This is a genomic window from Actinomadura sp. GC306, from assembly GCF_004348665.1.
Lineage (GTDB): Bacteria > Actinomycetota > Actinomycetes > Streptosporangiales > Streptosporangiaceae > Spirillospora.
The window spans coordinates 1-13,160 of the sequence record NZ_SMKM01000196.1; the positions used below are offsets into that span (position 1 = coordinate 1).

Genomic DNA, 13,160 nt, shown 5'->3' on the forward strand with positions numbered 1-13,160 from the left:
GGTGCTTACTGCCTTCTTGTAGAGGCGGGTTGCCAGGGGGACGAAGACGATCAGCATGAGGGCTATCCAGAGCAGGGAGGCCGGGACGGCGTGCCGGAGGGGCCAGGCGTCCGAGGTCGCCATCGCGGTGCCGGTGTTGCCGAAGAGTTCGCGTGCCGCCTGGGTGAAGGCGGAGACCGGGTTCCATTCGGCGACGACGCGCAGCGGTGTGGGCAGTTCGGAGCTGTCGAGGAAGGCGTTGGAGATGAACATCAGCGGGAACGAGACCATCGTCGCCACGTTGTTGAAGCTCTCCGGGGTGCGCAGGGCCAGCGCGACGGTCGCGGTGAACCACGAGAACGCGTAGGCGAACAGCAGCAGCAGCGCGAACCCGAGGACGGCCTCGAACGGCGAAGTGTGCATCCGCCAGCCGACGATCAACCCCATCACCGCCATGACGACCAGGCTGGCGGCGTTCATCAGCAGGTCGCTGACGGTCTGGCCGATCAGCACCGCGGACGGGGCCATCGGCAGCGAGCGGAACCGGTCGAAGATGCCCTTCTGCAGGTCGAGGGTGAGCGTGTACCCCGTGACCTGCGCACTGATGAGCACCGCCTGGACGAAGATGCCGGGAAGCAGGAACTCCCGGTAGGGCACCCCCGGAACCTCGATGACGCTGCCGAACACGTAGGCGAACATCAGCACGAACACGACCGGGAACATGATCGCGGAGCCGAGCAGGTCCGGTGATCGCCTGATCTTGAGGGCGTTGCGCCGGGCGATCGTCCAGCCGTCGGCGATGGGCATGGTGAGCGCGTTCATCTGGTCACTTCCTGCGGTTCGGTTCCGGTCGCCTGGCGTCCGGTCAGGGTGAGGTAGACGTCGTCGAGGGTGGGCCGCCGCAGCCCGGCGTCCCGCACCCGGACCCCCGCGTCGGCGAGCCGGCCGAGGACGTGTCGCAGCGCCTCGGGCCCGTCGGTCACCGGGACGGTGAGCTGGAGCGACTCCGGCACGGTCCGCACGGCCCCGACGGCGACCCAGGCGAGCGCCTCCCGGGCGGTCTCCAGGTCGGCCTCGTCGGCGACGGCCAGCTCGATGCGGTTGCCGCCGACCTGGTCCTTGAGCTGGTCGGGGGTGCCGCGGGCGATGGCGCGGCCGCGGTCGATCACCAGGACGCGGTCGGCGAGGCGGTCGGCCTCCTCCATGTACTGGGTGGTCAGCAGCAGTGTGGTGCCGCCCGCGACGAGTTCGAGGATGGTGTCCCACAGCGCGGCGCGGGCGCGGGGATCCAGGCCCGTGGTCGGTTCGTCCAGGAACAGCACCGGAGGGGCGGCGACGAGCGCGCCGGCGAGGTCGATGCGGCGGCGCATACCGCCGGAGTAGCCCTTCACCGGACGGTCGGCGGCGCCGGCGAGGTCGAAGCGGTCGAGCAGCTCGCGGGCACGGGCCCGGCTGCGCTTGGCGCCCAGGTGGTACAGCCGCCCGACCATCTCCAGGTTCTCGGCGCCGGTGAGGTGCTCGTCGACGGCGGCGTACTGGCCGGACAGCCCGATGTGCGCCCGCAGCCGCCGCGCGTCGCCGACGACGTCGAACCCGGCGACGGTCGCGCTGCCCGCGTCGGGCGGCAGCAGCGTGGTCAGTACGCGTACCGCGGTCGTCTTCCCGGCGCCGTTCGGGCCGAGCAGCGCCAGCACCGATCCCTGCGGGACGGAGAAGCTCAGGTCGTCCAGGGCGGTCACCTCGCCGAACCTCTTGACCAGTCCTTCGGCCGTTATCGCGTCGCTCATGGGGGGGCTCCTAGCGGTTAGTGGAGGGCGGGTCAGGATCGGTGGACGTCGATGTCGCCCCAGTTGGTGTGCGCGTGCACCTCGACTACCGCTTCGCTTGTGTCGGGTCCCTCGGCGGCGGTCAGGGTGTTGCGCACCACGCCGTTCTTAGAGTGGAGGTCCAGCCAGGCGGCCGTGCCCTCGGCGATGCCGACGTCGACCTTGCCGTGACCGCCCTCCACGCGGACGACGCCGCTCACCGCCGCGCCGATCCGAATCCGGCCGTGCGCGGACTTGGCGGTCAGCTCGGCGGTCACGCGGTCGACGGTGATGCCACCGACACCGGTCTTCACCTGCAAGTCGCCGGACACCTCGCCCACCGTGACGGGGCCGGTCGAGTTCTTCACCGTGCCGGCCCCTTCGACGGCCCCGATCCGGATGGCTCCGACGGAACCGGTCACCTCGAAGGGCCCGGTGACCCGGTCCACGGACACTTCGCCGGTGGACGTCCGGACCTCCAGTGGGCCGGTCTCCGCCAGGCGCACGTCCCCGTTCGACGTCTTGAGGACGGTGCGGCCGAGCGAACCGGTGGAGGTGAAGCCCGCCATGCCGCCCGCGGCGACCCCGGCCTCGACTCCGGACCCGGCCGGCAGTTCGACGGTCACCTCGACGGAGCCGCGCCAGGAACGCAGGTATCCGAGGGCCCTCGGCCTGGGAGCCCTGATGAGCAGCCGACCGCCGGAGAACTCGACGTCCGTCCGTTCCGCGGCCTGCACACACGCCTCGTCGGACGGGTCGCTGGGGCGGACCTCCACCACGGTGTCGGCGCGGTCACCGGCGTGGACGCGGACCTGGCCGACGAAGATGTCGATGTCAGCGGTGATGGGTTCGGGAGTATCGAAAGTAGGCATGGCGGAGCCCTCCTCATGGGGTCCAGTGGAATTCCCGGCCTCGGGGCGGCCGGGCGATGGGTGCCCGGTGATGGCGCCGGGCGGGTGATGGTCTACGCGGGGTGCTCCGCGCCGGGTGCTCTGCTAGCGCACCCAGCCGGTGTAGTCGCGGCCGCTCTGCACCTGCTGCGTCCGGTCGCCGGGTCCGGTCGCGGCGCCGGAGTCGAACGCGGCGGAGATGGCGCGGACCAGCCAGGCGTTGACGGAGACCCCCTGCCGGCCGGCCGCCTCCTCCACGCGCACCTTGAGATGCTCGGGGAGGCGCAGGGTCATCCGCGCGGTGCCTCCCTCCTCCGCGGCGGGCGACGGGGCGGCCTCGCGGGTGATCTCGGGGCTGCTCGCCGCCTGGGGCGCGAGCGGTGGCGTCACGACGAACGACGGGTCGCCGCCGCGCAGCCGCACCTCGACCGATCCGGGCGCGAGCTCGCCGGTGATCTCGTCCGCCGCGGCCGACAGCGCCTCCAGGAGGGTGAGCCGCGTGGCCGATTCCAGGACGCCGGTGAGGCGTTCGGCCAGCGCACGGGCTTCCGGGCCGCCCGCCTCGGCGGCGACGGCGAGCTCCCGGCGAAGGTTGTCGACATACGGCATCAGGTCCATGCCGTAACTATGACATCGATGTGACGTCACTGCAAGACTAAGTGACGTCCAATGACAAGAATATGACGTCACTTGATGTCATGGCTGGTGTGGTGGTGCCATGTCTTGTAGTCGTCCTGTTGGCACACACCTCATAAACATGCAGTTCATGCCGCAGGTGAGCGCGCCAGGGCTTCATCCGCACGCCGTGCTGTCATCGGTGATGTCACGCTGACTGCGAGCCTTCGTCTCTCTGCAGTAGGCGCGTGGACGTGGCAGTCGCGCGCTTAGGGGGCCGCCGTCCCGTCCCAGAGGCGCCGGTGTTCGCGACGGGCCGGACACGCCCAGTGCCAGCAGGCCCGCTGTGTCGGCGCCTTCCCCACTGCATCAACGACAACGGCGTCCGTCCAGCGAGCGGTGCGCCGTTCGGTCAGGTGCGGCTCTTGGCGTGGTGGTCGGTGATCCGGGTCAGCAGGGCGGTGAGCTGATCGCGTTCGGCGGGGGTCAGGGGGGCTAGGAGGTCGTCCTGGATGCGGTCCACGACCTTCTGCAGTTCGTGCAGGTGGCGGGTGCCGTCCGGGGTGAGGGTGATGACGTTGCGGCGCCGGTCGGACGGGTCGGGGGAGCGGTCGATCAGGTTCTTGGCGGCGAGCTCGTTCAGCGCGGCGACGACGTCGCTGCGGTCGATGCCGGTGTGGCGGCCGAGGGCGGCCTGGCTGGACGGCCCGGTCTCGTCGAGGGCGGCCAGCAGCCGGTAGTGGTAGCCGCGGGCTCCCGCGGCGGCGAACCCCTCGCTGACCAGGCGCTGGCTGTGCGCGGAGGCGAGGTTGATCAGCCAGCTCGCGGCGTGCCGGAGGCGGTCGGGCGTCCGGGCGTCGGCCTTGTGCATGCGGTCAGTCTACGCGGGTTGTTGGTCGAGCCAACGATATGTATCGTTGGTCATGCCAATGTTGGTAAGACCAACGATTAGAGGAACCATGGACGATCTGCATGAGCTGTCCGGTCTGGTCAGCAGGCTGGGACGGTGGCTGGACGAGAAGAGTCCCGGAGACGGGCGCGGTCTCTTCACTGAGGACGCGGAGGTCCACACCCCCGGCGGTGTCGCGAAGGGCGTTGACGCTCTCGTCGAGCAGGCGCGCAGGAACCACCGGGTGCCGACCCAGCACTTCATCACCGACCCGCTGATTGAGGTGGACGGCGACCAGGCCGCGATCAGCGCGAACCTCCTTGTCGTCTTCGCGCGGGAGGAAGGCCCGCGTCTGCTGGGCGAGCGCTATGAACTGCGTGCCGCGCGCACGGCGGACGGATGGCGGCTGTCGCGGGTGGAGGCCCGCACCATCTGGGAGGTTGCGAATGTCTGAAATCGTGCCGTTCCGGCTCGACGTCCCGCAGGAGGATCTCGACGACCTCGCCGAGCGGCTCGACCGCACGCGGTGGCCGGACGAGCTTCCCGGCGTCGACTGGGAGCACGGCATCCCGCTCGCCCGGGTGAAGGAGCTGGCGGCGCACTGGCGCACGACGTTCGACTGGCGCGCCCAGGAGGCCGCGCTGAACGAGTTCCCGCAGTACACGACGGAGATCGATGGCACGACCGTCCACTTCGTCCACGTGCGGTCGCCCGAACCGGACGCGGTGCCGCTGATCATCACGCACGGCTGGCCGAGCACGGTCGCCGACTTCCAGGACGTGATCGGCCCGCTCACCGACCCCCGGGCGCACGGCGGTGATCCGAGAGACGCGTTCCACGTGGTGGTGCCGACCCTGCCAGGTTTCACGCTGTCCGGTCCGACACGCGAGAGCGGCTGGAACGTGGACCGCATCGCCCGTGCGTGGGCCGTGCTCATGGCCAGGCTCGGCTACGAAAGGTACGGCGCGCAGGGCGGCGATTGGGGCTGGCCGGTATCCACCACGCTTGGGGCCGTCGCCAAGGATCGGGTCATCGGCGTCCACCTCAACTACATCGGCTCACCGCCGCCTGGCGTCGAAGCCGTTCCGCTCTCGGAGGAGGACAGGGAGCGAGTGGAGCAGCAGAAGGCGTATCTGGCCAGCCCCGCCGGGTACTGGCAGATGCAGGCGACCCGCCCGCAGACCGTCTCCTATGCGCTGACCGACTCTCCCGTGGGGCAACTCGCATGGATCGCCGACAAGGTTACGGAGTGGACCGACCCGGCGAGCGGCATCGACGACGACCGGTTGCTCACGACGGTGGCGCTCTACTGGCTCACGGCCACCGCCGGGTCCGCGGCCAGGCTGCACAAGGAGAACGCCGGGAAGCGGGGCGGTCCGCCGGCTTCTTGCCCGGTTCCCCTGGGCGTTGCTGTGTTCGCGCACGACCTCGTCCGGCCGGTGAGGGCTCTCGTAGAGCGGGTGTACGACGTCGTCCACTGGACGGAGTTCGACCGTGGCGGGCACTTCCCGGCTGTAGAAGCATCGGACCTGCTGACCGGCGACATCAGGGCTTTCTTTCGCCGGTTCAGGGAGAGGTGAATTGCTCGTACAGGTAAGCGGCCGGAGGCGCCGGTACGTGTCAGTGTCGGAGGCGCCAAAGGGAGGTGGTCTCAGCGGCACGGGCGGTGTGGAGCGGGTCCTCGGGATCGTGGGCGCGCGGGTGGGTCGGCTTGGTGTCGTGCTTGTCCACGACCCGGAGGCCGGCTGACGAGAACAGGGCGAACAGGTCGTCCCGTGTACGCAACCCCAGATGTTCGGCAAGGTCGGAGAGGATCAGCCAGGCTTCGCCGTCAGGCTCCATATGGCGGGCTAAGCCATCGAGGAAGCCGCGCAGCATCCGGCTTCCCGGGTCGTAGATGGCGTGCTCGAGGGGTGAGCTGGGCTTGGCGGGCACCTAGGGCGGATTGCAGACGATGAGCCCGGCCCGTCCCTCTGGGAAGAGGTCGGCTTGGACGATGTCGACCTGCTCCGCCATGCCCAGCCGCTCGATGTTCTCTTGGGCGCAGGCAAGCGCGCGCGGGTCGAGGTCCGTGGCAACGATCCGATTCATCCCGCGACGGGCGAGGACGGCCGCGAGGACACCCGTCCCTGTCCCGATATCGAAGGCGACCCTGGCCGACGGTAAAGGCGCTTCGGCGACGAGGTTCACGTACTCGCCCCTGATCGGTGAGAAGACGCCGTAGTGCGGGTGGATCCGGTCGCCGCCCATCGCACCGATCGGCACGCCCTTCACACGCCATTCGTGCGCACCGATCAGGCCGAGTAACTCGCGCAGTGGGGTCACGTAGGGCCGATCGTCCGGGCCGTACACCTCGACGCACGCGGCCTGCACGTCCGGCGCGCGACGTAAGGGAATGACGTGCCCCGGGTCGAACGGCATCAGCAACATGGCAAGGGCCCGCGCGCGCTGGGCGGTCGCCTGGCGATGCAGGTGGAACGCCTGCACCTGCGACGGTTCGGCCCTACGCGGGCGACGCCGCCGAGGACGGTCGATCCGGCGCGCCACAGCGTTCAGGAGCTGCCGCGCGTTCTGGAAGTCGCCGCGCCAGAGCAGGGCGGTGCCCTGGCAGGCCAGGTGGTAGGCGTCGTCCGCGCGCATGTCGTCGCCGGCGACCACGACGCGGCGGGGCGGCGGGGCACCGCTCGCGGACCTCCAGCGCGCGTGCTGCGCCCGGCCGTCCTCATGCCAGGCGATCTGGTCCACAGGCAGCACGGTAACCGCGTAGGCGTCGCATGGCACGAGCGCTGGCGCGCCTCCCCGCCGTCTGCCGGCCCTCAGCGCGGCTCGTCGGCCAGGTCGGCGCTCGACCTGTGGGCGGACGTCTCGGCGAGCCTCCGCAGCGCCTTCTCCGAGGCCGAACCCGGCTCGGCGGCGTAGAGCATCAGGCGGCTGAGGTCCAGGTCGCCGGGCAGATGCAGGGTCTCGAACGCCAGGACTAGCCGCCCCGCGTCCGGATGGTCGATGCGGGCCTCGCCGTGCGTCAGGTCCGTGACGTGGTGCGCCGACCACATCCGCCCGAACTCCGGGCTGCGCTCCCGCAGTGCGCCGATCAGCGCGCGCAGCCGCGGGTCGTCCGGGTCCTGCCCGGAGCGGAACCGCAGGTAGGCGACGTTGCGCCGGGCGACCGCGGGCCAGTTGTCCCCGAGCCGCGCCCGGTAGTCGTGGTTGAGGTGGATCTGGTGGGACCAGGTCCGCTCGTCCGCCGGGACGTTCGCGAGGTCGACGAACACGGCGGCGGTGAGCCGGTTCCACGCGACGACGTTCGTGTAGTGCCCGACCACGTACGCGGGCGCGTGGGCGATCGAGTCGAGCAGGTGCTGCAGCGGGGCGCGCAGCCGCGGCGGCCCGGCGGCGCGGGGGCGGCGCGGCGGGTGCGCGAGGCGGTGCAGGTGGACGTGCTCGTCGCCGTCCAGCCGCAGGGCCCGGGAGACCGCGTCGAGGACCTCGGCGGACACCCCCTCGGCCGTGCCCTGTTCGAGCCGGATGTAGTACGCGACGCTGACCCCGGCGAGCTGCGCGAGCTCCTCGCGCCGCAGCCCCGGCACGCGGCGGCGGCTCCCGTAGGAGGGGACGCCCACGTCCTCGGGCCGCAGCCGCGCCCGCCGCGACCTGAGGAACTCGCCGAGCTCCGCGTTGCGCGCCATGCGCCGAGGTTATCCGGCGGCCCGGACGGTGATGTCGCCGTTGCTCGTCGTCAGATCCAGCCCGTACCGGGCGGACGGGGTGTTCGGGACACCGATCTCCCGGTCGCCGTTGCCGGTGCGCGCGGCCACCCGGTAGGACCCCGCCGGAACGGTGACCGTGATCTCGCCGTTCGAGGTCTTCGCCCGGATGTTCTGTTGCGTGGCCGGCCGGAGGGTGATCTCGCCGTTCGACGTCTCCGCGTCGGTCTCGTCTCCCTTCAGGCCGCGTCCCTCGATCTTGCCGTTGGACGTCTTCACCTTGACCGGTCCCGCGACGTCGTCCAGGCGGATCTCCCCCGAGCTGGTCGACACGTCCACCTTCCCGACGCGAGACAGCCTGATCCCGCCGCTGGACGTGCCGCCGCTGACCGGAAGGCCGGCGGGCAGGTCGACCGTGTAGTGCACCGAGCAGCGCGAACCGCAGTCGCCAAGCTTCAGGACGCCGTCCTCGATCCGGTGCGTCGGCCCCTCCGGCTTGTCGCCGCGGTACCTGACCTTGCGGTGGACGGACGCCTCCGACGCGCCACCGCGCAGCGTGACCCCGCCCGCGCCGATGTCGTCCAGCTCCACCGCCGTGATGTCACCCTTGAGTGCGGCGTCGTCCTCGAAGGTCGATGCGAATGCCATGCCGCATGCGCTCAACGCGGTTACCCCTGCCGCTGCCATGGCGACGAATGCAAGCTGACGACGCAAGATGACCCCCAGGTGTTGTGGCTGAGCGGTCTCGACCCTACGGAAAGGCTCCTCAAACGGCCGTCACGCCGCAGAGCCAGGTTCGTGCTAGCTCCCGCGACGGAGCCTGCTATTGCGGGTGGTACGAACGGGCGGGGGCTGGGTAGGCGCGACCTGCGGCGCGATGGTCTCTGCCATGAGCGCACTCATCACCGACGCTCCCGCTCCCCCTGCGGGGATGTCGTCACGGCACAAGCTGGTACTCACCCTTCTCCTGGGCGCGCAGTTCATGCTCGCCATCGATTTCTCCATCCTCAACGTGGCCCTGCCCGTCGTCGGCCGGGGGCTCGGATTCGGGCTGGACGAACTCCAATGGATCGCGACGGCGTTCGCGCTTCCCGCCGCCGGGTTCACGCTCCTGTTCGGACGCGTCGCGGACCTGTTCGGACGGCGCCGGATGCTGCTGGCGGGCATGGCCCTCCTGGCGGCGGGCTCCCTGATCGGCGGGCTGGCCACCGCCCCGGCGATGCTGCTGACCGGGCGGGTCATGCAGGGCTTGGCCACGGCGATCGCCACACCGGCCGCGCTGTCGCTGATCACAACGTCGTTCCCGGAGGGGCCGCTGCGGACCCGGGCGCTCGGGCTGAGCGGCGCGCTGATGTCCGCCGGGTTCACCGTGGGCGCGATCCTCGGCGGGGTGCTCACGGACGCGCTGAGCTGGCGCTGGGCCTTCCTGGTCAACGTGCCGGTGGCGGCGCTGATCCTCGCGGTCACGCCCGCGCTGATCACCGAGAGCCGGTCGCGGGACTGCGCGAAGCTGGACGTTCCCGGCGCGGTCACCGTGACCGGCGGGCTCCTCGCCCTGGTGTACGGGATCACGTCCGCCGGGTCCCGGGGATGGGGCGACCCGCTCGCGCTCGGCGCGCTGGCCGCGGCGGCCGCCCTGCTCGTCGCCTTCGTCCTGGTGGAGCGGCGGTCCCCCGCCCCGCTCGCGCCGCTGGACGTGCTGGCGCGGCGGACCGTCAGCTGGGGCAGCGTGGGCGGTTTCGTGGCGTTCGCCACCGAGACGTCGCTGGTGTTCCTGATGACGCTCTACCTGCAGCAGGTCCTCGGCTTCTCGCCGCTGGCCACCGGGCTCGCGCTCGGCGTCCTCGGCGCCGGGACGTTCGCCGGCGGCGTCGCCGCGCCCCGGATCATGGCCCGGCTCGGCGGCCGGACGACCCTCACCGCCGGGCTCCTGCTGCAGGCCGCGGCGACGGCGGCGCTGCTCGGCCTCGGCGACTCGCGCGACGGGCTGGGCCTGCTGCTGGTCGCGACCGCGATCGGCGGGTTCGGGAACCTCGTCGCGATCGTCGCTTTCATGGGGACCGTGACGTCCGGGCTGCCGGACCGCGAGCAGGGCCTCGCGACCGGCGTCGCCACCATGACGCAGCAGGTGGCCATCACGCTCGGCATCCCCGTGATGAGCGCCGTGGCCACCGCCAACGCCTCCGTACTCGGCGGAATCCACACCGCGACGGCGGTGAACGTCGCGATCGTCCTCGCCGGCGCGGCCCTCGTCTGGCCGTTCCTGCGCCGCGCATAAAACCTCCGGCCGGTTACCCGGGCACCTTGTCGAGGAAGCCGTGGACGCGGTCGAAGCGGCCGTCGTCGGCGAAGACCGCGACGTCGAAGCCGACCACGAGCGCCTCGCCGTCCTCGGGGCCGAGTTCCCAGGCGAAGCGGGCCACGTTGTGGTGGGCGTCCACGGTGCCCGCCGGGCGGAACACCATGCCGGGGAACTGCTGCTGCGCCGCGCCGATGAACCCGTCGATCGCGTCCCGGCCCTCGGCCACGCCGAGCGGGTCGACGTACAGCGGTTGTTCTGTCCACAGTTCGTCGATCGCGGCGCGGCGCGCGGCCGGGTCGGTCTCGTTCCAGACAGCCAGGTACCGCTCGACCCGCTGCTGAACGTCGCTCATGTGCTGACTCCCGTCTACTCCACCGAGTTCCTCCCGGTGCGCCCCTTACGCTGCCAACGCCGCCGCGGAAGATCGATTACTTGGGAGGTCATCCCCGGCCCGCACCGCCCCGGGGGTGATGTCGGATTTCCGCCAGTGGAACCGCGGGAGCGTCGGTGATGCTGGAGGACATGCATGAGGACGCGGAAAGGTGCGTGCGGGCCGTCCAGGCGAAGGACGCCCGGTTCGACGGATGGTTCTTCACCGGCGTCGTCACCACCGGCATCTACTGCCGCCCGAGCTGCCCCGCCGTGCCGCCCAAGCCCGGCAACATGCGCTTCTACCCCAGCGCCGCCGCCGCGCAGCAGGCCGGATTCCGCGCCTGCAAGCGCTGCCGCCCCGACACCACCCCCGGCTCACCCGAATGGAACCACCGCGCGGACGTCGTCGCCCGCGCCATGCGCCTCATCGCCGACGGAGTGGTCGACCGTGAGGGCGTCCCCGGGCTCGCGACACGGCTCGGCTACAGCACGCGCCAGATCGAGCGCCAGCTCAACGCCGAACTGGGCGCCGGCCCACTCGCCCTGGCACGGGCCCAGCGCGCGCAGACGGCGAGGCTCCTCATCGAAACGACCGCCCTCCCCATGGGGGACGTCGCCTTCGCCGCGGGCTTCGCCAGTATCCGCGCCTTCAACGAGACCGTCCGCGAGGTGTTCGCGCTGACGCCGACCGCGCTGCGCGACCGTGTCGCCAAGGGCCACCCTCCCGCCGGCTCGGGGGCGCTGTCGCTGCGGCTGCCGTTCCGGGCGCCGCTCTGCCCCGACAACCTGTTCGGCCATCTCGCGGCCACCGCCGTCCCCGGCGTCGAGGAGTGGCGGGACGGCGCGTTCCGCCGCACCCTGCGGCTCCCCCACGGGCACGGCGTCGCCGCGCTGCGTCCCCGGCCCGACCACGTCGCCTGCACGCTCACCCTGACCGACCTGCGCGACCTCACCATCGCGATCAGCCGCTGCCGCTGGATGCTCGACCTCGACGCCGATCCCGTCGCCGTGGACGACCTCCTCCGCGAGGACCCCGTCCTGGCGCCGCTGGTCGCCAAGGCCCCGGGGCGGCGCGTCCCGCGGACCGTGGACGCTCCCGAATTCGCCGTGCGCGCCGTCCTGGGCCAGCAGGTGTCGACGGCCGCCGCCCGAACCTATGCGGGACGACTCGTCACCGCCTACGGCGACCCCATAGAAGACCCTGGCGGCGGGCTCACCCACCTCTTCCCGGCCCCGTCCGCCCTGGCGGAACTCGACCCGGAGTCCCTCGCCTTCCCGCAGACCCGCCGCACCACCCTCACGACCCTCGTCAACGCGCTCGCCCAAGGCGAGATCGACCTCGGGGTGGGGAGCGACTGGGAAGAGGCCCGCGCGCGCTTGGCCGCCCTACCCGGCTTCGGTCCGTGGACCATCGAGACCATCGCGATGCGCGCCCTCGGCGACCCCGACGCGTTCATCCCGACCGACCTGGGCATCCGTGGCGCCGCCAAGGCGCTCGACCTGCCCTCCACGCCGGCGGCGCTCACCCGCCGTGCCGCGCAGTGGCGTCCTTGGCGGGCGTATGCCGTCCAGTACCTGTGGGCCACGGGCGACCACCCCATCAACCTGCTGCCCACTTCCTGAGCACGAGAGGATGACGTTCATGAACCCGACGCACGTCGTTGTGGACAGCCCCATAGGCCCGCTGACACTGGTGGCCCAGGAAGGTGTCCTCTGCGCCCTCTACATGGAGGTGCAGCGTCACCGCCCCCCTGCGGAAACGTTCGGCGTCCCTGGCGACCCCCACGACGAGCCCTTCGCGACCGTCGCCGAGCAGCTCTCCGCCTACTTCACCGGTGAACTGACCACGTTCGACCTCTCACTCACCCTCAACGGGACGCCCTTTCAGAAGCGGGTCTGGGCACTGCTCCAGGAAATCCCCTACGGAACGACCGCCACCTACGGTGAGCTCGCCGCGGAGCTGGGCCAGCCGACGGCCTCCCGCGCCGTGGGCCTCGCCAACGGCCGCAACCCGATCGGCGTCATCGTCCCCTGCCACCGCGTCATCGGCTCCACCGGAAACCTCACCGGCTACGGCGGCGGCCTCGACCGCAAGCGCTACCTCCTCGACTTCGAGCGCAAGACCAGCACCACCCAGCCCGCCCTCTTCTGACCGCAATCGGGCGGATAGCCCCGCCCGAACCGGGAACGGCACGGGCTGTCAGTGGCGCCGGTTACCGTGCTCGTAAAGACCGACACCTGCGGAAGGCTGATCAAGGTGGAGCTCCGAGTCGACCGCCAGACCCTCGCCGACGCCGTGGCGTGGGCGGCCCGGACGCTGCCGGCACGTCCAGCCCTCCCCGTCCTTGCGGGCATGCTCATCGAGGCCACCGCCGAGGGGGAACTGACCCTCGCCGGATTCGACTACGAGGTGTCCGCCCGCGCCCGGGACGACGCCAGCGTCACCGAGCCGGGCCTCGTCCTCGTCCCCGGGCGGCTGCTGGCGGACATCGTGCGGAACCTTCCTCCACAGCCTGTGGACATCTTCACCAAGGGTGCCGAGGTGGTGGTCCGCTGCGGCCCCGCCGAGTTCGGCCTCCGCACGCTCCCCGTCGAGGACTACCC

General features: G+C 71.3%; 16 protein-coding genes. 6 read left to right on the forward strand and 10 right to left on the reverse strand.

What is annotated here, in order from left to right; genetic code table 11:
• The 5 genes from E1200_RS23650 to E1200_RS23670 form a co-directional block, all read right to left on the reverse strand.
• Positions 1 to 801 (reverse strand): ABC transporter permease (locus E1200_RS23650; RefSeq protein ID WP_131954266.1); only part of this gene is annotated, 801 nt, incomplete at its 3' end.
• Positions 798 to 1,766: an ATP-binding cassette domain-containing protein gene (locus tag E1200_RS23655; protein WP_131954267.1), complete on the reverse strand. Its 969-nt coding sequence runs from the start codon at positions 1,764 to 1,766 to the stop codon at positions 798 to 800. The genes E1200_RS23650 and E1200_RS23655, both read right to left, overlap by 4 nt.
• A gap of 32 nt (positions 1,767 to 1,798) precedes the next feature.
• On the reverse strand, positions 1,799 to 2,656 hold the full coding sequence (locus E1200_RS23660; protein WP_131954268.1) for a DUF4097 family beta strand repeat-containing protein: 858 nt from the start codon (positions 2,654 to 2,656) through the stop codon (positions 1,799 to 1,801).
• 123 nt (positions 2,657 to 2,779) lie between these two features.
• Positions 2,780 to 3,292 (reverse strand): toxin-antitoxin system HicB family antitoxin, encoded by a 513-nt coding sequence (locus E1200_RS23665; RefSeq protein WP_131954269.1) that lies wholly within the window; start codon positions 3,290 to 3,292, stop codon positions 2,780 to 2,782.
• Between the two features lie 409 nt (positions 3,293 to 3,701).
• Entirely contained in the window at positions 3,702 to 4,160 is a 459-nt protein-coding gene (locus E1200_RS23670; RefSeq protein ID WP_131954270.1) for a MarR family transcriptional regulator, read from the reverse strand.
• Between the two features lie 88 nt (positions 4,161 to 4,248).
• On the opposite strand from E1200_RS23670, the gene E1200_RS23675 reads away from it, so the two are divergent.
• Complete coding sequence (locus E1200_RS23675) at positions 4,249 to 4,632, forward strand: nuclear transport factor 2 family protein (protein WP_165950435.1); 384 nt, start codon at positions 4,249 to 4,251, stop codon at positions 4,630 to 4,632.
• Positions 4,625 to 5,758: an epoxide hydrolase family protein gene (locus E1200_RS23680; protein ID WP_131954272.1), complete on the forward strand. Its 1,134-nt coding sequence runs from the start codon at positions 4,625 to 4,627 to the stop codon at positions 5,756 to 5,758. The genes E1200_RS23675 and E1200_RS23680 overlap by 8 nt, the downstream gene beginning before the upstream one ends.
• 40 nt (positions 5,759 to 5,798) lie before the next feature.
• Here E1200_RS23680 and E1200_RS34955 read toward each other — a convergent pair whose 3' ends face one another.
• The 4 genes from E1200_RS34955 to E1200_RS23695 form a co-directional block, all read right to left on the reverse strand.
• Positions 5,799 to 6,113: a hypothetical protein gene (locus E1200_RS34955; protein WP_243708787.1), complete on the reverse strand. Its 315-nt coding sequence runs from the start codon at positions 6,111 to 6,113 to the stop codon at positions 5,799 to 5,801.
• Complete coding sequence (locus tag E1200_RS34960; RefSeq protein WP_243708788.1) at positions 6,114 to 6,923, reverse strand: class I SAM-dependent methyltransferase; 810 nt, start codon at positions 6,921 to 6,923, stop codon at positions 6,114 to 6,116.
• A 71-nt stretch (positions 6,924 to 6,994) separates the two neighbouring features.
• A complete protein-coding gene (locus E1200_RS23690) occupies positions 6,995 to 7,864 on the reverse strand; it encodes a helix-turn-helix domain-containing protein (RefSeq protein WP_131954273.1) in 870 nt (289 codons plus the stop codon).
• Between the two features lie 9 nt (positions 7,865 to 7,873).
• A complete protein-coding gene (locus E1200_RS23695) occupies positions 7,874 to 8,530 on the reverse strand; it encodes a DUF4097 family beta strand repeat-containing protein (protein ID WP_207933508.1) in 657 nt (218 codons plus the stop codon).
• Between the two features lie 241 nt (positions 8,531 to 8,771).
• Between E1200_RS23695 and E1200_RS23700 the strand changes: the two genes are divergently transcribed.
• Positions 8,772 to 10,160, forward strand: a complete 1,389-nt coding sequence (locus E1200_RS23700; protein ID WP_131954275.1) for an MFS transporter — start codon at positions 8,772 to 8,774, stop codon at positions 10,158 to 10,160.
• Between the two features lie 13 nt (positions 10,161 to 10,173).
• Here E1200_RS23700 and E1200_RS23705 read toward each other — a convergent pair whose 3' ends face one another.
• Positions 10,174 to 10,536, reverse strand: coding sequence for a nuclear transport factor 2 family protein (locus E1200_RS23705; RefSeq protein WP_131954276.1), 363 nt, complete (start codon positions 10,534 to 10,536; stop codon positions 10,174 to 10,176).
• 158 nt (positions 10,537 to 10,694) lie between these two features.
• Between E1200_RS23705 and E1200_RS23710 the strand changes: the two genes are divergently transcribed.
• From E1200_RS23710 to E1200_RS23720, 3 genes are all read left to right on the forward strand, one after another.
• A complete protein-coding gene (locus E1200_RS23710; RefSeq protein ID WP_279484944.1) occupies positions 10,695 to 12,179 on the forward strand; it encodes an AlkA N-terminal domain-containing protein in 1,485 nt (494 codons plus the stop codon).
• A 19-nt stretch (positions 12,180 to 12,198) separates the two neighbouring features.
• Positions 12,199 to 12,708, forward strand: coding sequence for a methylated-DNA--[protein]-cysteine S-methyltransferase (locus tag E1200_RS23715; RefSeq protein ID WP_207933510.1), 510 nt, complete (start codon positions 12,199 to 12,201; stop codon positions 12,706 to 12,708).
• 105 nt (positions 12,709 to 12,813) lie between these two features.
• Positions 12,814 to 13,160, forward strand: a 347-nt coding sequence (locus E1200_RS23720) for a DNA polymerase III subunit beta (protein ID WP_279484947.1), incomplete at its 3' end; no start/stop codon positions are given.